This window comes from Enterococcus viikkiensis (genome assembly GCF_005405345.1).
GTDB lineage: Bacteria > Bacillota > Bacilli > Lactobacillales > Enterococcaceae > Enterococcus_A > Enterococcus_A viikkiensis.
The window spans coordinates 41,889-67,580 of record NZ_BJDW01000011.1 but is presented as its reverse complement, the minus strand read 5'-3'; the positions used below and the strand labels follow the sequence as shown (position 1 = coordinate 67,580).

Genomic DNA, 25,692 nt, shown 5'->3' with positions numbered 1-25,692 from the left:
TTAATTAGTCAAAAGATCTTTTCGCTTAGGTCGATACGTCAATTCAATCATTGTTTCCTGATCTTCTAGAGGCGCAGAAGCATCGGTTAAAAAGTATTCGTAGCTACGGAAGGTGAATACACCATTCTCATGTTTGATGGCGTCAATCAGTTCCTGATAAGAATCTGCCAGGTCTTCGTAATCCCCAATATATAGCGTTCGTACAGCTTGATAACTAGGCAAGGTATAACTTTGGAATTTCTCCGTAGAAGGGATCTCCTGATTAATCGGGAAGCCAATTTCTAGTGCTAATAGCTCATCCTTTGCTTGACCTTGCTCATTTAGATTTAAATAAGAAATAAAAGGAGTACCTGCTAGCTCAGCGCCATTTTTTTGAATATAGGCCATCAGATCTACAAAGGCAGTTCCTATATAGTTGGGAATGTGTTCATGTGAAATCTGTGTAGACATTGAAACAATGATCTGCGCTGGTTTAGTAATTTTTTCAATTTGCATAGTCATCCCTCTTTTCATAAATTCATAGGCCGATTGTATCAAGGAATGAAATCGAATACAAATAGTAGACTCAATTTGAGTGTGGTAAAGCCTTAACCTCCCCGTGTCGATTCAAGTAGTTAAAAAAAATCGGGAACAAATCGACGTCTTGTTTGTCTAAGGTGGTTTTAGCTTTTAAACGCTGCCATGTCTTAAGGGGAACGGCTTTTTCCAGACGCTTTTGAGCCTGAGAAAAGCTGGGCTTACGCTGATAAACAACGCGATTTAACAATTCGCCTTTCGCATATAAGTAGCAATAGTAAGTTCCTTCCTCAAACAAAATACCGACAAAGCTTTGATTTTGCATGCTTTGAATTAGTTGCTTGTTACGGCGTAAAAATCGTTGAACGGTCAGGTAGTTTTCCCACCACTGAGCGGCGACTTCATAATCCTGCCGCTCATTTGCATGTTGAACTCGCAGATCAATTCGAGTAAGTAACGCAGTAGACGTTCCTTGTAACGTTTCTTTGATCTCCTGAATTCGTAATAAAAATTCTTTTTCAGGGTCAATATCGTGGTAATCAGCCACAATCCCTTCGACAAATTTTAGCGGTCCGTCTAGGCGATAAATACTGTTAATAATTGCTTTTAATTCTTCTAACTTGCTTTGCTTGAAGAAGGGGCCAATGACGAGTCCTGTGCTGGACCATTCTTTTAGAACATTTAAGTAAGGAGCTTTTTCTAAAAATTGAAAGTAGCCGTAGCCTTCGTAGTAATTCATCATGCGGTTGTATCGAGGACGCATTTGATGGATTCGTTGGCATTCTAATAAAAGGGCGTCAAACTCGGTATCGACTAATTGATAATCAAAATCTGCGATCCCCTTAACCAGCTCCTGCACTTTTCGTGAATGCTGTTTATTATTGATAAAATAGCTGCTAACACGCTGCTTTAAATTTTTTGCTTTTCCGATGTAAATAATTTCTCCATTTGTGTTTTTCATACGATAGATTCCAGGTGTTTCAGGTAAATTTTTTACTTTCTCTTTTAACATATAAAAACACCTCAATCATTTTTTTTATTATGAATTTTTTTAAAGACTCCTGAAAGTCTTTGTTTCAACCCGATTTTTTTATAAATTGAAAAGTAAGTGGAAATTAGATCTTTTTAGTCAATTCACATAAAAAATAATATACAATATCAAGATTTATGGTTCTCGGTTCATGACCGATTGTTTCTCGTGTGTTATAATTAATCCTGTTAAAAGTTTTATGCAATACTGAGAGAATGGAGAGAGGTCGAATGGCAACTAAAGTTTTAACCCGGCGTGAATTGCGTCAGCAAAAACGACAGAAAAGCAAGAACTACCACTATTTGAAAAAAAGCTCTGCTGTCTTAGGGACAGCATTAGTTACTTGTTCAGTAGTCGCACCTTTACTTAGTCCAAATGAAGTTGAAGCTAAAGCCACGAACACGTCGGAGTCAACAAAGTCTGTTGATGAAAAAGCGTTTATCAACAAAATTTCAAAAGAAATTCGTCCGTTAGCGGAAAAACATGATCTTTATGCCTCTGTAATGATCGCGCAAGCAATTGTTGAAAGCAATTGGGGGCAAAATGGTTTTGCTCAAGCACCATACTACAATCTTTTCGGCTTAGAAGGTCAGTATCAGGGAAATTCAGCGATTTTAGAGAAAACTGATTCAACTACCGGCAAAGCAGAAAAGAAAGAATTGAAAAAATATGCTTCATATAAAGAAGCCATTGAAGATTACGTTGAGATCATGAAAACGACTTCTCGCGATGGCAATGAAAACTACTTCAGTGGTTCATGGCGTAGTAAATCAGACAGCTATCAAGCGGCAGCTGAGGCACTAAAAGGACGCTTTAATGACGATGACGGCTATGTTCAAAAATTAGTTTCAGTGATCCAAGATCATGATTTGGCTAGTTACGATGCTACAAAAGATGTAACACCGCCAGTTGCACAGCCCGCGGCGAACACGCCGACTGATGCACAGGAATACACTGTTCAATCAGGCGATTCGGTTTATTCTATCACGAATCAATTTGGAATTGGATTAGAAGAGTTCTTATCATGGAACAGTATTGAAGGAAACACGATTTATCCAGGTCAAAAGGTAGTTGTAAGCAATGGCAAAGTAGCCACCAAACCAGTTGTTAAAGACCAAGTGGTCAGTCAAACAGAAACGGTAGCTACACCAGTGGCAACGACCCCAACACCGGAAATTCCTGCACCATCAAATGATTTAGCAGGAGATCAAATTGCGACACCAGAAGTGATTCAGCCGGAAGTTCAGTCAACGACCAATCAAGAATCAATAGCAACACCAGCACCGGAACAACCAGCACCAACGCCGGAAGCAACCCCGGCACCAGAACAACCAGCACCAACACCGGAAGCAACTCCGGCACCAGAACAACCAGCACCAACGCCGGAAGCAACCCCGGCACCAGAACAACCAGCACCAACGCCAGAAGTAACCCCAGCACCAGAACAACCAGCACCAACGCCGGAAGCAACGCCGGCACCAGAACAACCAGCACCAACACCGGAAGCAACCCCAGCACCGGAACAATCACAACAGACCTCTCAAGGGCAACAGATTGTAGATGAAGCCGAAAAATACATCGGCACTCAATATGTATGGGGCGGGAAAGATCCAAGTGGTTTTGACTGTTCAGGTTTAACACAGTATGTTTACAAACAAGTAACAGGAAAAGATATTGGTGTTTGGACAGTCGCTCAAGAATCTTCAGGTCAACAAATTTCTGTAAGTCAGGCACAACAAGGAGATTTGTTATTCTGGGGTCAGCAAGGCGAAACTACGCACGTAGCGATTTCAGCCGGTGGCGACAGCTATATTCATGCGCCGCAGCCAGGTGAAAGTGTGAAATACGGATCTACTCAATATTACGCACCAGATTTCGGAGTGCGTGTTTACTAAAAAAATGATACATCCAAGAAAACTGGTCAGTAGAATCAGTTTTCTTGGATGTTTTTTTGTGCAGACTTCGCTACTCATACCAGACAAAAACTCATTAAAAAAGTATTCGCTGGTTTAATAAAAAATTCCGTTTGTGACTATAAAAAATTTTAAAGTGAGTGTGTCGAAGAATCTTTTCGCTGCACTCGCTTTTTGTGATAGAAAAATTCTTAGTTCGACTTGCTGAAAAGTTAAATTGTCTCTTCTGTCTCAAAGAGAAGAGTACTCATTTCATAATGTCAAAATTTTAAAAAGAAAATGGAGTAAAAGCAATCGAATGTTAACACTTAAAAGAATACTTGTGACCGTTCTGCTTCTAAAATACCAATTTGCGCTTGAAATAAACAGAAAATAAATAATAAATGCACCGGAACCCTTTTTAATTGTTTTTTGTCATTAAAAATCGGTATTGATTCCTATCATTTTTTATTAAAGGGAACACAATTAAAAAATGAATAAAGTTGTTGAAAATATGGAGAATAGCAAGGATTTAATAGGATAACAGGGAATTCGTTCATGAGCTGATCGTCGTTTGGTTACTCGAAAGGGCGCTTTTTTTTTAAAATATATGAATGTCAATAAACGCTAAGAGAAAATTTTTTATCGAATAAAATAACTTATTAATTAGATTTTTTACGCTTATTAATAGTTTTTAAGTGAAATATAATAACGAATAAAAATGTAAAAGACAAAACGCAGTAGAAATTAATATCAGTTACTATAATCTTGGCAATATAAATAAGCGAAGGGGGGAGATAAAAGATGCCTAAAATAAAACTATTCGTCGTCGTAACACTGCTGTTTTCTTTTTTAGCGGGGGTGTTTCTTTCAACGACACAAGCACAATCAGAATCGACCCAACAGACCATTATTGATGAAAATTATTTGACTATGTCTTATGAATTTGAAGAAAAAGCTGAAGAGGGTCAATTGTTATTGAAGTTCAAACGACGAGCAGAAGATAAAAAAGTACAACAACGACTCAAGATAAAATTAATCGATGAAAAAAATAAACCAATCAAATATCAGGAATCGGCTGTTCTAAAAGAAGACGGCGGGTGGTTGGTTGAAAAAGAATTCTCAGTAGAGCAAGAAGAGCAAATGGCAATAAAGCTTGCTAAATCTATCAAGGAACTTCACTTATATGTACAGATGGATCAGAAATCTGTATCTGAGGAAACAGATGGAAAGTTCGACGAGAACATCTTGAAACAAAAAACGCCTTATGTTTTGAAATTGAAAGATGAAAAACAAACGAGGAACAGTCTAATTAAAAAAGCAGGAACGAAAGAAGCACAGACGACTGCATCTTCTAAAGGTCTAATCGGTCCCCAAAAAGAACAAGGCACACAAAGCAGTGATTCCGCTAATACACCGATAAATTCTGAAAATCGAATGGTTGCACCAATCTATGACACCTTTGTGCCGACATATACACCGGATGGAACAGGGGGCCAGTATCCAACCAATGCTTGGTCCCCAACTGACCAATCAACTGTTATGAATCATCAAGGCGGCTACGCAGATTCGAAACAATGGGACGGGAATCAGGGATGGGATGTCGCAAATGATAATTATACACAGTCCTATATTAAATATGGAGATCCTAATATTCCAAACTTATCACTAAGAAAATATGCGCAAGCAACGACTCAAGAAAATGAATTTAAGGTCAAATTAAATGTAAAAGGAAATACTACGTATAAGCCGGGTGTAGATATTGTTTTCTTACTGGATAATACAGGATCGATGAAAGCTGGCGGATCACCAAAAAAAGATCAGGCAATAGCCGCCTTCAATAAAATCATTGACACACTTAAACAAGATGCAGATGCTTCCTCTGGTGGTATTCGAATTGGAGCACATATCTTTGCTAGTTACGACAAAGCGATTGAAAATAATCATAATTGGACCTATGAAAAAACGCGACATAAATTATCTAGTAATACTAATGACTGGGATAAGATGAAATCTGATTATAGTAGCCTTGATCCGGCTGGAGACACATTTACTCAGCGTGGGCTACAAGAAGCGGTGGATATTTTCAATGATCCGGCAACCAATTTAAATGAAAATCGTCACCAATTATTATTCGTATTGACCGATGGTGCACCAACGGCCAGTTGGGCACCTCGAACTGCGGTGTTAGAAAATTTGATGTATTATGATCCGACGCTAATTACCAGTTTTGACGCGGGCAATAAACCTAATTACAATCCCGGTAAAACGCTAAGTAGTGGTGGAAATAAAACAAAATTTCCTAGAATGTATGTTGACGGTTTTCCGGTGAGTAGTCATATCACTACAACCAACTCGACTGCTTATCAATTAAAAAAGGCGGGAATCGAAATCCATACCGTAGCGGTACAAATCACCTCGCCAATGGGAGATCATCCAGAAAGTGTTTTGTTGGAAGGATTATACAAAATGGCGAGTCGTAAGGCAAACGCTACCACCTATAATGAGAGTGACTACCTGTTTCATCATTCAACGAGTGCATCAGATTTAACAGAAGATATTAAATCTTGGTACCAAACGGTTATTCGTACAGCGGATCAGGGAATTATCACCGATCCATTGGGGGATATGGTGGAGCTTGTCATGGGAAATGGTAAAGATCCGGTAGTGAGCCAAGTCCCAAATGGTGCTAAGGCAATTAATAGCGCGGATATGGCAAAATTAGCCACAGTGAACAGCAACAGACAAATTAATGTAAGTAATATTAATTTAACAGATAACCAAGAGATTGAAGTCGAATACACAGTACGTTTGAAAACGAATGTGTCAGGATTTGTTTCAACCCGTTGGTATCCCACGAATAAACGAACGACCTTAGAGCCGACACCAGAACGGACAACAGATAAACTTGATTTCGCAGTTCCCTCCGTTCGTAGCAAGGACGATCGTTTTGTGATTCCAGTGGAAAAGATTTGGGAAGACAAGGCAGGTCCGGAAAATGAAAATGATTACTGGAAGAAACGTCCAGTCAGCGTCACAACCCATTTAGAGTTTTTAGATCAAGGCTCTTGGAAAGTGATCCAGACCAAAGAATTGAAAGCAAGTGAACAATGGAAAGGAAAGTTTGACCCAGTCGAAGGGGGTGCCGGAAACCTTTATCGAGTGACTGAGCCTACTCGAACACCAGGATATCGGTCGCCAACTATAAATCAAGCATCCTTTTATCAATCGGAGTTAGTCAGTGGGGGAATCACCATTACGAATACCTTGAATAAAGAGGACTATGAATTCAAGAAATTTATGGAAGATGGAAAGACACCATTTAAGAATGATCTCCCTAAATTTAAGGTTAAACGTAAAACTGACGGAAAAATCGTAAGTGAAAATCTCACACCGGATAAAAATGGGAAAGTAGCGATCAAGGGGTTAACGACAGGAGAATTTGTTGTCGAGGAAACCTATGTCCCGATTGGTTTTCAGAAGATGGATAATTTGGAGATGGTTGTTACTGAGAGTACTGATGGGCAAACGTTGGCTATCCAAGTAGTGAATGTTACAGGTGATGATAGCGTAAAGAATAAATTGAAAGATTATTCAATGACCCTCTTGAAGGTAGATGAGAGCGATAGCGCACTTGAAGGGGCTAGCTTTAAACTAACGGGGCCGAACTATCAAGAAACAAGATCGAACGGGTCTTCATTTGAATTTCAAGGGCTTCGACCAGGAGAGTATGTGCTAGAAGAGACAGAAAGTCCTGCGGGGTATAACAAAATCACCGATCCCGTCCTTTTTACTATTGCACAAGATGGAATAGTCACCTTTGAAGATCATAAAGATGTTTCTGGTGAAGGGCGTATTAGTAGTAGTGGAAATAGTATTTTCGTGAAAGTTTGGAATAAGCGAACGGGTGGCTTATTACCTGCAACGGGGGAGAAAGGAATTGGGGCGTTTATGTTAGTTGCGTTCGGACTAAGCATTGCCGGGGTCGTAACAAGTGGGCTCTTTCTGATCCGAAATAGAAGGGAGGGCTAGAAAATGAGAAGAGGACTTTCATTTCTCATAGCCCTCCTTCTAGGGATAGTCATTTTGGGAGGAACCGCATTTGGAGCAGAGGAACAGGTGGATTTATGGATTCACACATGGTCAGAAAAAGGGGGAAAAGTAGCCGGGACAGAGAAGTTATCATTCGAAGTTTACGATTTGACACAATGGCGGGGTACACACAAAGGGGCTGAAAAACAGGCTAAAGAATATTTGTTGAACACGTACCCAAATAAAGAGAAGCTAACATCATTTGTAGAACAGGAACACTTGACGAAAGTGAATGAAGCGTCCTATTTGGTCGATGGTAGCGGGAACGTCTCATTTGATGTTCCTCGGTACCAGGATGGAAAAGATGCGGCCTATCTAATCTTGGCCAGTGGTGAAGAAGGCGACTACCAGATGCTACCGATCATTTTATATTTGCCGCAACAACATCCGGAAACTGGGGAAGAAGTGCAACGCCTACTGATTTATGGAAAATATCTAGACAAAGGGTCGGATCAACTTGCAGAGCCAACGTCACCGTTGGAAACGGAAAGGTCCAGCACACCGAAGGAATTTCTAAAGTTAGAAAAGAGCTACCCATCAACGAATGATGTAGTTCGAGACTTTAGCAGAATAGGCTTAGTTTTAGTGATGGTTGGTTTAATGGGTTTGCAAAAAATGAAAAAAAGAAAATAGGGGGAAAAACAATGAAGAATAGAGGGAAAGTTATAAGTTTTATCATGGCGCTGTTATGTGTGGGGTCATTGATTGCGGGATTCGTCGGTTTTGGTAATGAAGCTTCCGCAGCTGGGGAGACAGTCAGTGTGACGTTGCATAAGAAGAAAATGGATGAATTTCCAACCGCAATCCAAAATGATGGAAAGGTCAATAATTTATTCGATCATTTTCAAGGACTGAAGGGGGTAACGTTTACACCTTATGATGTTACTGAAGATTTTTATAAAGCCTTAGACAATAAGTTAAAAACAGAATCTGATTATAAAAAAGCGATAAAAGAGGTAGTCGCTGCTTTCAAATTATCGGATGCACCTGCGGCAACACCTGCTGCAGCTTCGGGAGTTACCGACGATAATGGAAATGTAACTTTTGGTACGTTACCAAAACGTACGGATGGAGGAATTTACAAAGTATACTTCTTTAAAGAAGACATTCCTGCAGGGTATACGGATTATGCAGGTTATCCAACGTTATTGGTTTTACCAGCAATGGACACAGATGGAACAACTGAAATTGAAGACATTCATTTGTACCCGAAAAATAAACTAACTGACAAAGAAAATCCTAAAAAAGATTTGTTAGATGACGCTGGCGAAGCTTTACCAGTACCTTCAGATGGCTACTATATTTACGATATCGGTAAAGTTATTAGCTACAAAGCATCATTTGCAATTCCAAGTCAAATTGGTGAAATATTACATGATGTTGGCGCAACGGGGATCGATCAAACACGTTATACAAAATTCCAACTTAAAGATGAAGTATCAGTGACTGGATTGAAATTTGAAGGTATTTCAAAAATTATTATCGGAGGTACTGAGTTAACCGGTGCGGCTAAAACGGCATTCATGGATAAAATGACGTTAACTGAAGTAAACACGGCCGATCCTTATGCGGATAAGGCAGGATTCACTTTGGCAGCGAAATTGAACGATGAAAAAAGCAATGGCAATGCAACGAAATTCAATGAATCAAAAGCAACTGCAGAATTTTTAAAACAATATGCCGGTCAAAAAATGGAAGTGGTTTACGGGGTATCATTTACGAAAGAAACACAAGTTGATGTGAAAGTCGAAAATGATTTTTTAGTCAACATGGAACACAGTGGTGGTCAAGAAGACAATCGGGAGAACGACAAAGAAGTTCCTGGGATTGCAACTGGTGGAGCGAAGTTCTTCAAACATGAAGCAGGAAAAACAGATCAAGGATTGCAAGGTGCGATATTTGTTATTTACAGAGAAGTAGACGACAATGGCACAACAGCTAAAGAATACTTGAAACAAGCGAGTAACACGAACGCACCGAGTTGGACAACTACAATTGGCGACGCGAAAGAATTTGTTTCTGGGGTCGACGGAAAATTTGAAGTGACAGGTCTAGCAGCAGGGGATTACAAGTTAAAAGAAACAAAAGCCCCTCATGGTTTCCAGTTGTTGACAGAAGACAAAGCATTTAAAATTGAAGCGGGATCTTATTCGGAAAAAGCACTGGAATACGACGTCCCAAACGTTTCTAAAGGCGGCTTCTTGCCCTCTACTGGTGGAACAGGGATCTTAGCGTTTCTAGTAGTCGGATTAGGATTAATGACATTCGCATACTTCCGCTATCGTAAAGTACAACACACCGCAGCATAGAAAGAGTAATTGATTAAACAGGATGAGGAGACTCATCCTGTTTTTGTGCCAACAGTTCGGAGATTAAATAATCAGTGGAATCGTTTAATTATTGAAAATTATAGTGGCGTTTGATAGGGTGAGTAAGAAACCATGAATGGAGGGGCAAGCAGTGAACGTATCTATCAAAGCGGTAGACGAATCAAATTGGCGGGAAGTCGTCGCGCTTTCTGTTTCACCAAACCAACATAGCTTCATCGAAAGTAATGACCAATCGTTATTAGAAGCGGCCTATGATTCCTCGCTTCAATGGCATCCCTTAGCACTTTATCACGAAAGAACGATCGTTGGGTTTGCGATGATTGGCGCGAAGAAAGGCAAAGAAATGTGGCTGGATCGATTTATGATCGGGGCTGAATTTCAAGGCGAGGGATATGGCAGTTTGTTTTTGCCTATACTGATCACGCATATGAAGCAACAATACCAGATTGCACGAATTTATTTGAGTGTTCATGATGAAAACAAAAAAATTATTCCTTATTATCAACGTTTCGGATTCATTGACAGTCAGCAAGATGATCCGGAAAACGGCGAACGAATCCTGTATTTAGAGAGTTAATTCTTGAGGATTGCCTTTTTATCTATTTGTTGCTAGAATGAAATAAAATTATGAAGAACTTTTAACAAAATCGCCGGGTTTTGTTTTGAGCAGCAGCCTACCCCATAGGCCATTGGAGGGTAGGATGCTCTTTTTTTTGGAGGAATTTGTATGGATGAAATCAAAGGTTATGTGACGAAAAGTGTCTTAAGTACGTTGGGATTGTCGCTGTATATTTTGGCGGATACTTTTTTTATCGCCAATGGTGTTGGGGTTTTAGGATTGGCGGCGCTAAATATCGCCCTACCACTGTTTAATTTGTTGACAGGGATTGGTTTACTGTTAGGAATGGGGGGCGCAACCTTGTTTGCGTTGAAAGGACGAAGCGTCAACTACTTTTCACAGTTAGTGATTGTTGGGGGCTTCATTGGGCTGCTTTTTACAGCGCTGGGAATCTTTTTCAGTCGTCCGTTTGCGCTCGCATTAGGAGCTAGCGGTGCAACCGTGGACTTGACGACGCTTTATATGCGCTTTATTTTGACAATGGCACCCTTTTTTATCTTGAATAATTTGTGTCTGGCCTTTGTTCGAAATGATCAAAATCCGCAACTAGCAATGAAAGCAATGCTTTTATCTAGTATTTTTAATATTATCTTTGATTATATTTTCATTTTCCCATTGGATATGGGCATGGCAGGTGCTGCACTTGCTACGGTGTTGTCCCCGGTTCTTAGTCTGGCTATTTTAAGTACTCATCGCAATTTTTCAAAGCGGCAGTTGTCGTTGAGCTGGGTGAAACCACAACTAAAAACAGTGACTAAGAGTATTCAATTAGGGCTATCTTCGTTTTTGGCGGAGATGAGCACTGGTGTCAGCATCTTAGTTTTCAATCAAGTGTTGCTTGGATTAGGCGGGGATATCGTGATCGCGGCTTATGGAGTGCTGGCGAATATTCTAGTTGTTGCCTTGTCGTTATTTACCGGAGTAGCTCAAGGAATTCAGCCAGTGATTAGTCGTGCCGCGAATAAAAAGGAACCCTTGACGATTCAAAAAAATTTGATCTTTGGTTTAAAAACTAGTTTCATTATGGCAGTAATATTCTATTTGATTCTATTTTTCCTAAAATACCCAATCATTGCTGCCTTCAATAGTGAAAATGACCCGCAGCTGATTCAATTAGCTGCTTACGGGATTCCAATCTTTTTTATCTCGTTGTTTGGTTCATCGTTAAATGTGGTATTCAGTATCTTCTTTTCGGCGATTGGTCACGCTAAACAAGCCTTTGCGCTGTCTTTGTTCCGCGGCTATTTTTTGTTGGTTCCGTTGGTGATTATTTTAGCCGCGCTTTGGGGTCTGACAGGAGCTTGGATCAGCTTGCCGATAACTGAAGGACTTACGTTATTTGTTTCATTTTTCTTTTTGCGGAAGTATCAAAAAGCGGCCATTAACGCTTCAAAACTGAATGTGGAAACATGAAAGTAGTACTCTGAAGGGCGAAATCGTCAGTTTCAGAGTGCTTTTTTTGAGTACCTATGAGATTGCTGGAATGATCAAAACATGCGGTCATGGTTTAGCGAAAGATTAAAGTAACTGTTGTTGAAAATAGAGTAGCAGGCTGTTTTTGTAATAATTAGCAGAAACAACGAAGGGTTTAGAAAAGGCCTTATCGGTGGCAATTGATCGATCTTCCAGCGGCCTTTTGACTATTTTAATAGTCAATATGACGGCAATTTAGGAATTCTTTGGTCAGCTGCTCATACTGGGTAAAATAACATTTAAGAAGTAGGAGCTATTTTGATTTTGATGGATTTGCACCAGAAGATTTTCGTATAATTTATCCAGCCGAACTTGATTTAAAGACGTTTGTTGCAACAATTGGAGAAAGCAAGTTTTTCGCTCAATCATCAAAAGTGATTGAGCATTTTTATGTTCAAGTTTCACTCATCAACTAGTGATGGCTATTTTTAAAAGGGCTAACTTTCCTTTTTAACACACATTTTTTAGCGGTATTCCTGAGACTAATTTACGAAAATAGCTTAAAAATAGTATTCAATCATTTTTTACACTAGTAAAGACTTTATTGATTAAAAAACAACTGACAGGATACAAATTGTTATCTAACTGGTATAGATCAAAGTGTAAAAATTGCGTTAATCAGTATATTGACGTTAAATGTAGTTCAATTCTTTGTTTAGAATGATTCTGTTGGAAAGTTATATAAAAAATTACAATTGTCGCTAAAAAGTATTTTTTTAGTCATTTTTGATCTGGATCCATTTAACAAAAAGGAAAGAATGTTGTATGGTTGATATATAAGTTAGCTGAGATTAACAAAAAATAAAAAGTTAAAGAAAGGTGTTTAGCAGATGATTAAATTGTATACTTCTCCGAGTTGTACTTCTTGCCGTAAAGCAAAATCATGGTTAATCGAACAAGAACTTCCATTTGAGGAAAGAAATATTTTTTCTCGTCCCTTGAATAAAGAAGAAATCAAGGAAATCCTTTGCTTGACGGAGACAGGGACGGATGAGATTATCTCGACTCGTTCTAAGGTCTATGAAAAACTTAATATTGATTTTGATGAATTATCTTTCAATGAGCTGGTTGAGTTGATTGAAAAACACCCAACGTTATTACGCAGGCCAATTATTTTAGACGAGCGTCATTTACAAGTAGGGTACAATCAAGATGAGATTCATCAATTTATTCCTCGTGAGGTCAGACGTCTGACTTCTAAAGAGATGTCTAAGATTTTGATTTATTTAGATTTAGAAAAACAAAGCCTTGCCTAGTAGGTGAGATAAAAAACAAACAAGTGCTACCTTCAAGAATCGAAGATGGTACCTGTTTTTTTTATTACTATAGTGAAGCTACCGATTTTTTTCGGTATACATATTACGTAAAGCTACATATAATGAAGAAAGGTTTTGATAGCCGACGTGAAAGTCCCAATAGTAGACCGGAATTTCAGCGGCTGGTTCGGAAAAGGTAGTGATCAGAAAATCATAGGTGGTCTCACTGCGATAAAGCGCTACTTCCACAAAATTGATATCCGCTAAAAAGTCCATCAACCGTTTGACGAGTAATTGATTAGACTCCACCATAACGCCGACTTTCAGTGGGTGATTCTTAGTTACCTGATAATAAAAAGGTGAGATGCCAGAACGCAAGATCTGGACTAAGTATTTTTCTGATGGACGAAAGGCTGAAAATTCTTCTCGTTTCAAAAGTGCCTTTAAGAATTGCTTGATCTTCTCTTCAAGTTGTAAGCTCTCCGTTGATTTTGCTTCAGGATACTTGACTAAAGCGGGTAAATTTGGAAACGGACCACGAAAAATGTAGAAGGCGAGAATGATGTTGGCTAAATTGGCCATCATTATTTTTTTTGTTCCAGTGTTCATACGCACATGCAATTCATCGATAACAAAACAGCGGAAACTTTCTACTAAATTCCAGACTGGATTGGCTTTTCTAGTAAAGGTCTGAATGCTTTTTTCTAGTGCGGGATCGGTAGGATCTTCGTAGATCGGAATAAAATTCATCAGAAAATAAATCGAGGCCAGCTCCCCCTTAGAATGTTCTGGTGAAAGGTCAAAGGTATTTTCAAATACATGCAGATCGTATTCAGGATTGTCTTCCAACATAAAATTTAAGTCTGGCTCGTACTTAGCAAATTGCTGTTGGAACATGCGGGTGAGAGCCACACCGGAATAAATCGATGTTTCCAAACGACTGACAAAGTCCCGATTCAAAGGTGAATCCTGTAAGAAAAGCTCGCCATAAGTTGCTGCTCTTTCTTCGGTAACAGTGAAGGGCCAAAACAAATTGCGGTAGCCTAACCAAAAAAGATAAAAGAAAGCCAGACGGATGGCAATCTCATTCCCTTCTAGTCGGAATTTTTGAAAGTTGATCTTGAGCTGGTATTTGGCTAAGTAGTGGATCATCGGCTGCATTTTGCGGCTGATAGTAGCACGGCTACTATAATTTTGCTGCAAGAAATTTTCCAAACCAAGTGTCGGTTTCAAAAGTAATGCTTGCATAAATTGGAAAGGAAGACTTGATTTTAATAGATGAAGTCGGTACTTATCAATCGAAAGTGTCAGTTTTTCAGTGGAGATTCCGATATTCGGTATGATTAAGGAAGTTTCGATCAGTCTCGACGCTAATAAATCATGATCTAGTTCCTGCAAGAGCTTGTAATACTGTTGATAGGAAAGCTGAGTCTGGGTGGCGAGGTCACGGTAAGAATAGATTCCAGTCGTTTGTCCCGCGAGATTTTTAAAAATCCTAAATTTTATTTGAGTGACTGAATCAAAGACGATTTCTTCAAACATGACGCTTCTCCTTTTTTTTTCCAATAAAAAGAATCAATAGCCCGAGTATCAAGGCCGATATTAAGATAAATGGCCAACGTGCGAGCTCGTAAATTTTCAGCTGATCATTCTGCTGATGCAGATAGACCCAGTGATCAAAAGAGAAATCTTTATCTCCTTTGATTGTCAGCTTGAGGGCATAAAGTCCACTGGTGGGCTTTTTTTTGGTTGGTAGCTGCAACGTAAATGAATCATGAGGTGCAATGCTGATGATCTGATCTATCAGGTTTTTTTTGGATCCCGCTATGGAGCGAAGGTCGCCTGCTAATTGGTAATGACTAATCAATCGACCGGAAGTGTTGACTAGTTTTACAGCTAAATGTTCCTTAACTGACGTGACGCTTTTTACATTCAGTTGGGGAGCGGGTAATGCCTTATCCTCTTGCAGGATCGCACCGATGACGTAGGCCAATTCCTGTTGGAGGCCGTCGCTGGTATGGGCATTCTGATCCAGAATTTGAAAGCCGCCCAATAAACTGCCGGAAAATCTTTTTTTAGGGATCGTTAATTGAAAAGCAACTTGCTTTTTCTCCTTGCCTTGTAAGTGAATAGTCTGAGGTCCAGAGACGAGCGCTTTAAAGTTTGGACCGCTGGTGGGCTTATGATTACTAGGGCTGTATTCGATCTGCCCGGTCGCATTCGTGAAGGCGGTGGTTGGGGTGATCTCTAACGTTTTCGGCTGATTTTCAAGGTTTTCTACTATTATATAGAGGGTTTGCTGCTGGCCTTTTTGTACGTGCAAATCAAAGTAAGAAGCATCGCTAATTTGGTTCTCAGGAAAAACTGGCGATGCACCAAATCCAACGGTCGCCGCTTGGATGCTTGATGAGGAAATAAATAAAAGAATGAAACTCAGCACTAAAAAAAATATTTTTTTCACTAGTGACTCCTCCGTGACGAGTATTTCTGCTGTTTTGAGTATAACAAAGGACGTTATTAAAGTGAAAAGATAATTTTAGTTTCATATTTAGATAAATCCATTTTATAAATATGAAAGAAGGTTGATACCGCAATACGATAGGTTTTTTGAAGGATAAAGACAGCGAGCTATTCCATTGATATTGGTGGTAGAAAACTTATAATCAGTATGTATTAAAGATAATTTACATAGGCATTTCATGAAAATGATAAATCAATACATGAAATGTTAAGGAGGAGTTTTTTATGAAAAAAATGTTAGCCACTCTTATGACTTCAACTATTGTCCTAGCTTCACTAGGTTTAGCAAGTACCCATAGTTTTGCCGCTGAAACGATCAGCGCAGGGACCCCGGGGGCGGGTTATGACGCAACGGAAAATCCCGTTTCTGCCAATTCAAAAGCTGAATTTGCTATTGATCCTGGTCAATTACGGTTAGACCAAGTGCCTGATTTGCATTTTACTAACGATAACGGTACAAATCCAAAGGTTGCTGACTTTTCAAAAGAAGTTAAATTGAAGTTATTCAATGGAAAACTTTCAAATACCTCTAAAGATGGAAATGCCAATCAAAAAATTACTGTTTCTGACTACCGCGGAACAAATGCTGGTTGGAAATTATCTGTATCAAGAAGTGATTTCACCAACTTGGCTGATAGCAGTAAAAAAATCGCCGGCGTGACGATGACGTTAGCACCTTCTGGGGATGAAACAGATGGAGTCGCGACGAGTGCACCTAAGGAAACAGTTGTGAATGATCAGGGGACTACGTTGATTAATGCGGCTACCGGTACTGGGACGTTTACGAATAATTTTGGTGTTACCAATGGTAAATTAACCATTGCGGCCGGATCAAATAAAACGATCGTTGCAGGCACTTACCAAGCAGATGTGAACTGGACTTTAGCAAATACACCAGATACTGATCCAGCCAAATAAGTGGTAGAAGCTTGTAAAAAGTTTCAGGAATCGAACGCTTTAGGCGTTCGTTTTTTTGTAAAATGGATTATTATTTACTAAGATAAAAAATGAGCGAATGGATAAAGGGGAGAAAAGTGTATGAAAAAAATAGGATTTGTCATCGCCACTGCTTTTTTGATAATAATCGGGCTCTGGTCAACTGTTTCAGCTGAAGCAGCCGGCGCTGGTTTTACGATGGATGCCGTTCAACCAGAAAACCAAATTGGTGATGCTAGCTATTTTAATCTTAAGATTGCCCCTGATCAAAGCCAAGAACTTACATTACGAGTGAAGAATTTAGAAAATCAAGCCATTAAAATCAGGATTTCACCCAATCCGGCAGTGACTAATGCTAATGGTCAAATTGATTATAGTGACCATGATGCAAAACGGGACACCACGGCCAAGTATGTAATAACCGAACTTGTTTCCAGTCCGCAAGACGTAGCGTTGGCAGCCAATGAAACGAAAGATGTCAAATTTACTCTAACGGCACCTAAGGAAGCTTTTTCTGGGACGATCATGGGCGGTTTTTATGCAGAGAAACGATCTGATGATAGCGCTGATTCGTCATCTAATGAAGGACAAATGCTGACGGTGAAAAATAACTACTCGTTAGTTTTAGGAGTAGCTTTGACCGAAAATCCTGATCAAAATATTACACCAAAATTAAAATTAAATGCTGTCAGAGCTGGCTTGTCGAATGAACACACTGCGGTCTTGGCTAATTTGCAAAATATCGAACCACAAGCTTTTGGTTCTATGACAGTGGATGCCAAAATTTATAAAAAAGGTGACGACAACGTTTTTAAAGAAACGAAGAGGGACAATCAAGAAATGGCACCAAACTCTAATTATGATTTCGCCATTGATTGGCAGAAGGAGCAGCTTGAAGCTGGGGAATATCACTTGTCTTTAGTGGCAACTTCTGGCACACAAGAATGGAAGTTCGAACGAGATTTCAGTATTGCGAAATTGGAAGCTCAAGCAGTAAATGAAAAAGCGGTTGATACGTCGAAACAATCAAGCAATCTGTGGTTATATGTCATTATTGGCATTTTGGTCTTAATTATTTTATTCCTATTCGTTTTCTTATTAGGTCGTAAAAAAGGCAAACAAGAAAAGGATGAGGCGTAATGAATAGAAAGCATACGGTCGCCCTCTTGCTTTTCCTAATACTAGGTGGCAATCTACTTGCGTCTACGGCTCAAGCAATTTCTAGTGATGAAAAGACAGTTCAAACGACGGCAGCCATGTCTTCCTCCACGCAAAGCAGTCCGTCGCAGGAACTCTCACAGTCTGATTCGGTGGACATAAGCCAGTCGTCGAGCCAAACTGATACGGATTCTGCCGTGAATAAACCAAAAAAAGCGATTAATTCTGCCCCAAAAGCAGTAGCTAATGAAGCAAGCGTCTTTAATCCCCAAGAATTATCCAGCTATCCTTTAGGCGTCGGGACCGAGTTTACAGCATTTGCTGGGGGGACTTTGACGATTGGTCAGCAAAATGTGACTGGTTATATGGGCGCCAATTCGATTAATGGAAAAAATAGTTGGCCGACCTATTTCGGCAGTAATTTAACAACGGGTGGTTTAAAATTAACGAGTGAGCCGAAGGAAAATGTGACAGTGGTGGCCAATACAATCAATGAAATATTAGCTAATAATCTCGCCCAAACGAATACATTTCCGAATCAAAAACTGATTGCGAAAAATGGTGCAGCAAAAATTCCTAGTTCGAAAAAAGCAGTTCATACTGCTGATCAACTACAAGCTTTCCAAGCTAATGGAATTACTGCTGAACATTGGCAGCTAGCAACGCAAAATAATTTGACCAGCATCAGTTCTAGTTATCAACGTCTCACTCGTGATAAAGGTGTCGCCGTTTCGGATGCAACGATTAAAGCGAGTCAAAAGATCGTCAAAGATCCAACCAGAGCCAAGACGATCCACCAAATTACCCTCGACCTTAGCGGTTACACGGGTTCGACGGTGCCAGTCATTCTCTTGGATATGAATCTCGTACAAGCAGACGATGAACTTGAAATCACGTACAAAGGTGCAGCTTCTCGGCCATTGCCGTATTTAATTTTCAATTGGCAGACTACAGGAACTTTTACTTGGGGATGGAACAACCACTTAACTGTGACTGGAGATACGACAATCAAGGAGTTAGGAAATCATATCATTCACTCCTTTCCAAAGGCGAGCCAAGTATCAATCATCGCCTCAAAGTTTTATGGGTCACTGCTTGTTCCTACAGGCAATATTCTCGTAAGCAATGCTGGACCGGATGTGATGCACTCTAGCTACGTGGCTGGGGGCGACATGGAGATTCAATCAGAGCTGAACATAAATATGGCGAATGAGAATCAATTTGATATAAGTAATTGGCCGGGAACTAGACCTCCAGGACCTGAAACACCTCATGTGCCTACGATTCATTTAACTACAGAGGATGGGAATACAGTCGGCGATGAAATGAAGATCTTTAAAGGCCAACCGATCAGATTAATGATTGTCACCACTGACTATGATGGAACGGATGTTGAAGTAGACAATGATCAAGGCGTTTTTAGTGAAATTCCTATTTTGGAAGGCTTGGATTTACAAGACTTATCCGTTGGGAAACATGTGATTACAATCAGAATCCCAGGGCAGAAAGAAATTTTCACCAAAATAGCGGTGACCGTTAGTGGCTACTTAACACTGGATCAAGTGCCCAATCTACACTTTGGAAATAAAGGCCTGTCACAATTTAGTCAAGATCCAACCTTTCAGTTGGTCAGTGAAAACAATGAACGCCTCAAGATTACCGATGAGCGCTTTCCGACGGATGGCAAAACACCATGGAGTTTATCGGTTGCTCTAAGTGATTTTTCGAATGGTAAAAAGCCGATCGCTGGGAAAATCAGCTTTGTTTCCGCTCAAGGAGCACAAGGGCTTTTGAATGGCACCGTAACTTCTGATGGTAAGTTGACGTTCGATAAAACTGACAAGCCTAATTTGAATCATTCAGTCAGTGAAAGCCTAGCATCTGAGACAAAGTTGAGTATCACCGACGCTAAGCAAGTAGAAACGGGCGCTTATCAAGCGACTCTGCGTTGGACCTTATCCAATGCGCCACAATAATAATAAAGACTAGCTCCGACCTTTGAAAGAATGAGGTGCTAGTCTGTTTTTGTGTTATAGTAGAACAATCAGAAAAGTGGAGGAATCTATGAATAATAACGATCTATTACTACGTCTGCGCTACGCCTTAGATATCAAAGATACCGATATCGTTAAAGCTTTTGAATTAGGCGGAGTGACTGTTACCAAAGAAGAAGAAAAAGACATGTTGAAAAAAATCACGAATCAAGTAGAAGAGAAAGACGAATTCGAAAAAAATACGTACGTAAAACCAATCAATAATCAAGTCTTCGATAGCTTTTTGAACGGCTTTATCATTTTGAAACGCGGTCCACAAAAAAATAAACCGACCGAAGCGCCCCAATTAAAAAGCAATCAAATCCGCCATATTAACAATCTTTTGTTGAAAAAGGTCAAGATCGCCTTGCAATTAACTAGTGATGATATGCTGGATATCATGGCAGAAGCGGGGGTCTATCCTTCAAAAGGTGAGCTGGGTGCTATTCTCAGAAAAGAAGGTCATCGTAATTTCAAACCGTGTGGGGATAAATATGCTCGTAATTTCTTAAAAGGCTTGACGATCTGTTATCGCGAGGAGTAATGATCGAAATTGGGACTCAAGGAAGCTGTTAAAAAGTATTTTTCTACCTCAGTATAGGAATCCTATTTTTACGCGAGAACCTATTAATAACAACTCTTGGTTGCCAAGCGTTTTAAAGCTTACTAAGACTTTGAAAATGAAACACAATGAAAAAAGTAATTATACTAAGTTTAAGAAGATCCTTGTTTGGTGAGAGAAGATGCGAGTAGCTCACTGGATCAGTACTTTTCAATAGATTTTCTGAGTGTTTAAGGAAACACGGATGTGAACAAGGCGCAGTCCCCAGATTTTAGGTCCTGATGAAGGCATATGATCAAAGTATATAATACATGTTAACTACCCTTAGCAAATTTTTTGCTGGGGTATTTTTTTGTTCATTTTTTCAAGTTAGGAATAAATCTAGCCCCTCTCTTCGGCGTTGAAATGGAACGCCTCGGCAAGAAAAAGGCCAGAGGTGGCTGCTGGCTAAGCCGTTAAATATGAATAAGTAAATCCTGACTGCCTATGAGGTTTAGTTTGTCAGTTTTTTTATGCCAAATTATGTACACAAAACGAAATTATCGTTATGATTAACTGAATAATTTATAAAAAAAGATCTATTTGGTCCATTTTTAACGGGATCTTCAGTATGCTTAACGTAAACCAGAGAGGAATAAATCGAATGAAAAAGCAGATAAAGCGAGCCGACGTTTCCAAATTATTGATTTCGGATGATTATTTTACGAAGGGACATTTTTTCCTTAAGCTTCGCCAAACATTGGTTGCTATACTTGGCTGGATGGGTGTCATGTTGCCGTTTGCATGGCTCTTACTGCCTCTTGTTTTTCCAGAATTTGCCCAAAAGTATTCTTTCTATACCTATGTAGAGGAATTTCAGACGTTAAGGTTTCTGCTGATTTTTTTATCAATAAGTTTTGTTTTGATTTTGATTTTATATAGTGGCTTGACCATTTGGAACAATTACCGATTCAAAAATTTTCTCCAAAAGAATGTACTCTTTGATGAAGAAAGGCTGGAAAAACGGCGAAAACTGTTGAACGAAGCCTATGATGAACGTTTTGCTTCCAAAGAAATTCGGCACACCGTAAACTATTATTCTGTTTCTGAAGAACAGAATCTTGATAAGGATTTTTTCAAGGAATTGTATAAAAAAAATGAGGTGTCGCTATGATTCAATTTACGCACACGGGCAACACCACGCTGGATATGATTCTCTCAATTCTGTTCCTAATCTTGATTGCCTATCCAATCTTAGGTGGTTTTGCTTGGTTTATCGGGGAACTGTGCTACTCACTGCTGTTCAATTATCGTCAAAAAGAGTGGATCGAGATCCCCGAAGAAATCGAACCCTTTATCACGATTATGGTTCCTGCCCATAATGAGGAAATTGTGATTGAAAAGACGATCGATTATTTAATGAATCAACTGAATTACTCGAATTATGAAGTATTGGTAACGGACGATGGTTCCACAGATGAAACACCAGCAATTTTGCGCCGTTTGTCCAATCAATATGAAAATTTGCGAGTTATCCGGATTGAAAAAAATAAGGGCAAGGCCCATGCTTTTGATATCGGCGTAGCCTTTGCAAAAGGAGAATTAATCCTTAGCAACGATGCAGATACCGTTCCCGAACCAGAGGCCTTGAATTATTACGTGAATTTCTTTATTCGAAAAGATGCGCGGAATATTTCAGCGGTCACTGCCAATATGGATGTGCAAAACCGGACAAAGCTGATCGCAAAGTCTCAGACGGTGGAGTTTTCCAGTATTGTAGGCATTATTAAACGAACCCAAATGGGCGTACTTGGCGGAATCTATGCGTACAGTGGTGCCAATACGATGTACCGCAAAGACGCGTTGATTGATGTGGGATTGTTTCGCCAAGATCGAGCAACAGAAGATATAAGTATTGCCTGGGACCACCAGTTGGATGGCTGGGCTTCGTTATTTGCTCCGCGAATCATGTTCTTTATGGAAGTTCCAGAGAATTTGAAAATGTTGTATCGTCAAAGAAAACGTTGGGCAAAAGGTGGGACAGAAGTTTGGCTGACCAATTTTAAAAAGGTTTTTTTGCACCCTTTTCGAAATATTGGACGAACGATCATGTTTATCGATCAGACCTTCAGTATCATTTGGTCCTTCTTTTTTTGGATTTCTTCCATTTTGTTCGCAGGGGCGCTTATTCGATTCCTAATTGAGGGAAATTATGAACGGATCTACCACATGATCACGCTATCCTTCTTGTTTGTTTGCTTTGAAATGATCTCCGGGACATTTCAGTTAGTGGCTTCATTAATCGCTGACGATCGGGCCAGAAAACTCAAATACATCTTGTTCGCACCATTGTACATGCTGTTTTATTGGATGCTGAACGCCTTGACGATTGTCACCACTTTTATACCAGCGGTGAAGACGATCTTAGGATTTGGTAGTGGAACATGGAAAAGTCCGGAGCGACAAAAACGAGATTAATGCAAAAGTTGAATAAGTAGAGGCTGTCAAAAGGAGACGATGGTATTGAAAACGAGGGTCTTTTCAGTATTGAACTAGCTGCCAATAAAAAAACAACCGAGCGAATCTGTTGTCTTAATAAAATGAGTAGGCCATAAATTGATTGATGCGCTTGTTTTAAATGGGATAAAGGTTATTGTCTGTTTTCGTAATTTATTTTAATTATTTTAAGCATATTTTTTGCTTAAAAAAACAATGCGTCCTATCCTTAATATATAGGAGGTTTGAAAAAGCTACTTTTTCTAAGAAACAAGTCGTTTAAAAGTCAAATTTTTTTAAGACGAACTTAACAGCTTTTTAGGACCAACAAAGTGATTATGTTAAAACAATAGGAGGCTCTATCATGGAAAATAACAATGACAAAAACAAAACGTCCACCAGCGCACATCTCGACCCGGTTGCACCGAATGCGGAGGAAAAAGTGAAAGCGGACCACCAGCAGCCCACTAACAACTCAGCGGACAATCACAAACAAGAGGCAAAGACAGAAGATCACGAAAACAAGGATACGACCAATGGTGAAGTGACTTATGATGACAAAGTAATTCAAAAAATTATTGGGATCGCTTTGGAAGATGTTGAGGGCTTGTTGACGATCGATGGGGGCTTCTTCTCAAATACTGCTGAAAAACTAGTGAATACAGACAATGATTCAGCCGGTATCGAAACAGAAGTCGGAAAGAAACAAGTGGCTGTTGACATGAATATTGTCGCGGAATATGGGAAAGATATTGAGAAAATCTTTAGCCAAATTAAGCAGATTGCTAGCAAAGAAGTCGCAGACATGACTCACCTAGATGTTATTGAGGTAAATGTCAATGTTACAGACATCAAAACCAAAGAAGAATTCGAGAAAGATAGCGAAACTGTTCAAGACAAAGTGACGGACGCCGCTAAAACAACAGGAGAGTTCGCCTCTAAGCAGACTGACAAAGCAAAAGCTGCGATGAGCAACCAAGCAGATAAACTGAAAGATGAGTCAAAACCAGAAGTCCAATAAAGTAGCTCGGTCTTCATTTAAAATGTTTGAATACTTAGGCAAACAGGAAACCAGGAGGATAGTATCGACTATTGTCCTGGTTTTTTGTTTGAAGGGATGAACGATTTTTCATTAAGTAGACTATTCAGCTCAATTCATTGCTTAAAACACGTAATTTTTATATGCTTTTTTATATTGACGGGCAAAATTTAATTTGAAGTTTTAGAAAAGAAGTGATCAACGATGGAACTAATTATTTCAAAAGAAGCGAAGGAATACATAGAGAAGAAGGTCCCTAATGTTCAAAAAATAGTGCTAGATTTTGAAGATGGTGATAGTCCTCTGGAATTGAATGCAGTAAGTTGTGCCCTCGATGTTTCCTTCCGCTTATTTTTATTGCACGAAGCGGAAGAAGCAACAGTAGATTTTTCTAATTATCAAGCGATCCTAAATACATCGATAGGGGATATTTATTTGAAAGAAAGTTCGAAGAGGTACTTAGACGAACATACCCGCCTAATTTTTGATTCTAATTATATGCGATTGCAATTGAAGGGAGAAAACACCGGGATGATTGCCAATTCAGTAGAAATCTATGAAGTGTAATACTGCCAGATTGCGACTCTTGGCAGAATAAGAGTCCTTTTTGAGATGTAGAATCAACAACCACGGCATTACAGAAAATGGAAGTTGTTTGAAGTATTCTACAAGGTTCATTATCCGTGTGACGATAGGATATCATAGATGAGTATAGGCAAGTATCCGAGTGGTATTTGTGAGTCAAAAAATGGGATTAGACTCCCTAAATAGTGCAAATAGGACACGGGTTAAGCCAGTTTTGTAAGCTGACTACTTGATGAAACAAACAGTATAAACTGATTGATTTGCTCTTGGCGTTCCTCAAAAGGCAGTCTGTGGTTAGAAATGATCTATTAAACAATAGAAAGGAATGATGGCTCTGAAAAAGTGGAAAAAGCTTCTGCTAGCGATAATGGTTGCGATAGTATTGGTCATCTTTGGAGGAATCATTTATCTGAAAACCCAGAGCCATGTGCCAACTGAAAATGCTCAACAAATTGCAAAAAAAGCGGAAAGTACTAGTGATTGGCTTTATTTTCCGTCCAATGACAAAACCAAACCAATGATTATTTTTTATCCCGGCGCTTTAGTTGATTCCGGCAGTTACAGCCCTTGGGCGGAGGAAATTTCTGAAGCGGGTTATCCGGTCTATATCGTGAAAATGCCGTTGGATTTGGCGCTCTTGGCACCGAATCGCGGCAGTCAAATTTTGACTGATCACCCCGATCGGCCGTATGTGATTGGCGGGCATTCATTAGGTGGTGTTATGGCTAGTCGTTTTGCCGAGGAGCATCCGAAAAAATTAGCTGGGGTTTTCTTTTTAGCTAGTTATCCTGATGAGAAGGGCAGTTTGAAAGATACAAAAGTACCGGTCCTGTCACTGACTGCTGGAAACGATCACGTATTGAATCCTGAAGCCTATCGAAAGGCGAAGCAGTATTTGCCAACAGATACTGAATATCAAGAAATTCGTGGGGGGAATCATGCCGGGTTTGGTTCTTACGGTGCGCAAAAAGGCGATGGGAAATCGACGATCACTGATCAAAATAGGCAAGTGGCAGAATGTTTGGTGAAGTGGTTGGAGATGGAAGTACAATAATTTTAAGCACCGAATCAATCTGTAATGGACATAAAATTCTGAGATGAACTTTTTTCTAAGGGACTAACGCTTGTTTGAAAAAGGAATCGGTTGTAAACTTAAGAAAGGGTTCTCATTTCACC

The 25,692-nt window shown here is 39.5% G+C and carries 20 protein-coding genes; 16 read left to right on the top strand and 4 right to left on the bottom strand.

The window, feature by feature from the left end; genetic code table 11:
• Both FFM67_RS07490 and FFM67_RS07485 read right to left on the bottom strand, forming a co-directional pair.
• The gene (locus FFM67_RS07490; RefSeq protein ID WP_137613952.1) at positions 1–495 is read right to left on the bottom strand and encodes a GyrI-like domain-containing protein; all 495 of its coding nucleotides are present in this window, start codon (positions 493–495) and stop codon (positions 1–3) included.
• 70 nt (positions 496–565) lie between these two features.
• Complete coding sequence (locus tag FFM67_RS07485; protein ID WP_137613951.1) at positions 566–1,528, bottom strand: GIY-YIG nuclease family protein; 963 nt, start codon at positions 1,526–1,528, stop codon at positions 566–568.
• Positions 1,529–1,776: 248 nt separating this feature from the next.
• Between FFM67_RS07485 and FFM67_RS12515 the strand changes: the two genes are divergently transcribed.
• The 7 genes from FFM67_RS12515 to spx all read left to right on the top strand — a co-directional run bounded on the left by FFM67_RS12515 (position 1,777) and on the right by spx (position 13,208).
• A complete protein-coding gene (locus tag FFM67_RS12515) occupies positions 1,777–3,441 on the top strand; it encodes an NlpC/P60 family protein (protein WP_137613950.1) in 1,665 nt (554 codons plus the stop codon).
• An 801-nt stretch (positions 3,442–4,242) separates the two neighbouring features.
• Positions 4,243–7,470 carry a vWA domain-containing protein gene (locus tag FFM67_RS07475; protein ID WP_137613949.1) on the top strand — a complete coding sequence of 1,076 codons (3,228 nt, stop codon included), beginning with the start codon at positions 4,243–4,245 and terminating at the stop codon, positions 7,468–7,470.
• Between the two features lie 87 nt (positions 7,471–7,557).
• Complete coding sequence (locus FFM67_RS07470; RefSeq protein ID WP_246042953.1) at positions 7,558–8,163, top strand: pilin N-terminal domain-containing protein; 606 nt, start codon at positions 7,558–7,560, stop codon at positions 8,161–8,163.
• Between the two features lie 11 nt (positions 8,164–8,174).
• Entirely contained in the window at positions 8,175–9,839 is a 1,665-nt protein-coding gene (locus FFM67_RS07465) for a SpaH/EbpB family LPXTG-anchored major pilin (RefSeq protein ID WP_137613947.1), read from the top strand.
• A gap of 151 nt (positions 9,840–9,990) precedes the next feature.
• Entirely contained in the window at positions 9,991–10,437 is a 447-nt protein-coding gene (locus FFM67_RS07460; protein ID WP_137613946.1) for a GNAT family N-acetyltransferase, read from the top strand.
• 150 nt (positions 10,438–10,587) lie between these two features.
• Positions 10,588–11,892 (top strand): MATE family efflux transporter, encoded by a 1,305-nt coding sequence (locus tag FFM67_RS07455; RefSeq protein ID WP_137613945.1) that lies wholly within the window; start codon positions 10,588–10,590, stop codon positions 11,890–11,892.
• An 890-nt stretch (positions 11,893–12,782) separates the two neighbouring features.
• Positions 12,783–13,208, top strand: coding sequence for a transcriptional regulator Spx (spx, locus tag FFM67_RS07450; protein WP_137613944.1), 426 nt, complete (start codon positions 12,783–12,785; stop codon positions 13,206–13,208).
• Between the two features lie 78 nt (positions 13,209–13,286).
• On the opposite strand, the gene FFM67_RS07445 is transcribed toward spx, so the two are convergent.
• Entirely contained in the window at positions 13,287–14,750 is a 1,464-nt protein-coding gene (locus tag FFM67_RS07445; protein WP_137613943.1) for a helix-turn-helix domain-containing protein, read from the bottom strand.
• Entirely contained in the window at positions 14,743–15,669 is a 927-nt protein-coding gene (locus FFM67_RS07440) for a DUF916 domain-containing protein (protein ID WP_137613942.1), read from the bottom strand. The genes FFM67_RS07445 and FFM67_RS07440 overlap by 8 nt, the downstream gene beginning before the upstream one ends.
• 284 nt (positions 15,670–15,953) lie before the next feature.
• On the opposite strand from FFM67_RS07440, the gene FFM67_RS07435 reads away from it, so the two are divergent.
• The 9 genes from FFM67_RS07435 (at position 15,954) to FFM67_RS07395 (ending at position 25,570) form a co-directional block, all read left to right on the top strand.
• Complete coding sequence (locus FFM67_RS07435) at positions 15,954–16,646, top strand: WxL domain-containing protein (RefSeq protein ID WP_137613941.1); 693 nt, start codon at positions 15,954–15,956, stop codon at positions 16,644–16,646.
• A gap of 120 nt (positions 16,647–16,766) precedes the next feature.
• Positions 16,767–17,804, top strand: a complete 1,038-nt coding sequence (locus tag FFM67_RS07430; RefSeq protein ID WP_137613940.1) for a WxLIP family cell surface protein — start codon at positions 16,767–16,769, stop codon at positions 17,802–17,804.
• Complete coding sequence (locus FFM67_RS07425) at positions 17,804–19,798, top strand: WxL domain-containing protein (RefSeq protein WP_137613939.1); 1,995 nt, start codon at positions 17,804–17,806, stop codon at positions 19,796–19,798. Before FFM67_RS07430 ends, FFM67_RS07425 begins: the two co-directional genes overlap by 1 nt.
• Before the next feature lie 88 nt (positions 19,799–19,886).
• Positions 19,887–20,399, top strand: coding sequence for a YehS family protein (locus FFM67_RS07420; protein ID WP_137613938.1), 513 nt, complete (start codon positions 19,887–19,889; stop codon positions 20,397–20,399).
• Between the two features lie 661 nt (positions 20,400–21,060).
• Positions 21,061–21,570 (top strand): cell division protein, encoded by a 510-nt coding sequence (locus FFM67_RS07415; RefSeq protein ID WP_137613937.1) that lies wholly within the window; start codon positions 21,061–21,063, stop codon positions 21,568–21,570.
• A complete protein-coding gene (locus tag FFM67_RS07410; RefSeq protein WP_137613936.1) occupies positions 21,567–22,874 on the top strand; it encodes a glycosyltransferase family 2 protein in 1,308 nt (435 codons plus the stop codon). The genes FFM67_RS07415 and FFM67_RS07410 overlap by 4 nt, the downstream gene beginning before the upstream one ends.
• A gap of 382 nt (positions 22,875–23,256) precedes the next feature.
• Complete coding sequence (locus FFM67_RS07405) at positions 23,257–23,913, top strand: Asp23/Gls24 family envelope stress response protein (RefSeq protein WP_137613935.1); 657 nt, start codon at positions 23,257–23,259, stop codon at positions 23,911–23,913.
• Positions 23,914–24,135: 222 nt separating this feature from the next.
• Positions 24,136–24,498 (top strand): iron-sulfur cluster biosynthesis family protein, encoded by a 363-nt coding sequence (locus tag FFM67_RS07400; RefSeq protein WP_137613934.1) that lies wholly within the window; start codon positions 24,136–24,138, stop codon positions 24,496–24,498.
• Between the two features lie 352 nt (positions 24,499–24,850).
• Positions 24,851–25,570 (top strand): alpha/beta hydrolase, encoded by a 720-nt coding sequence (locus FFM67_RS07395; RefSeq protein WP_137613983.1) that lies wholly within the window; start codon positions 24,851–24,853, stop codon positions 25,568–25,570.
• Positions 25,571–25,692 lie beyond the last annotated feature (122 nt).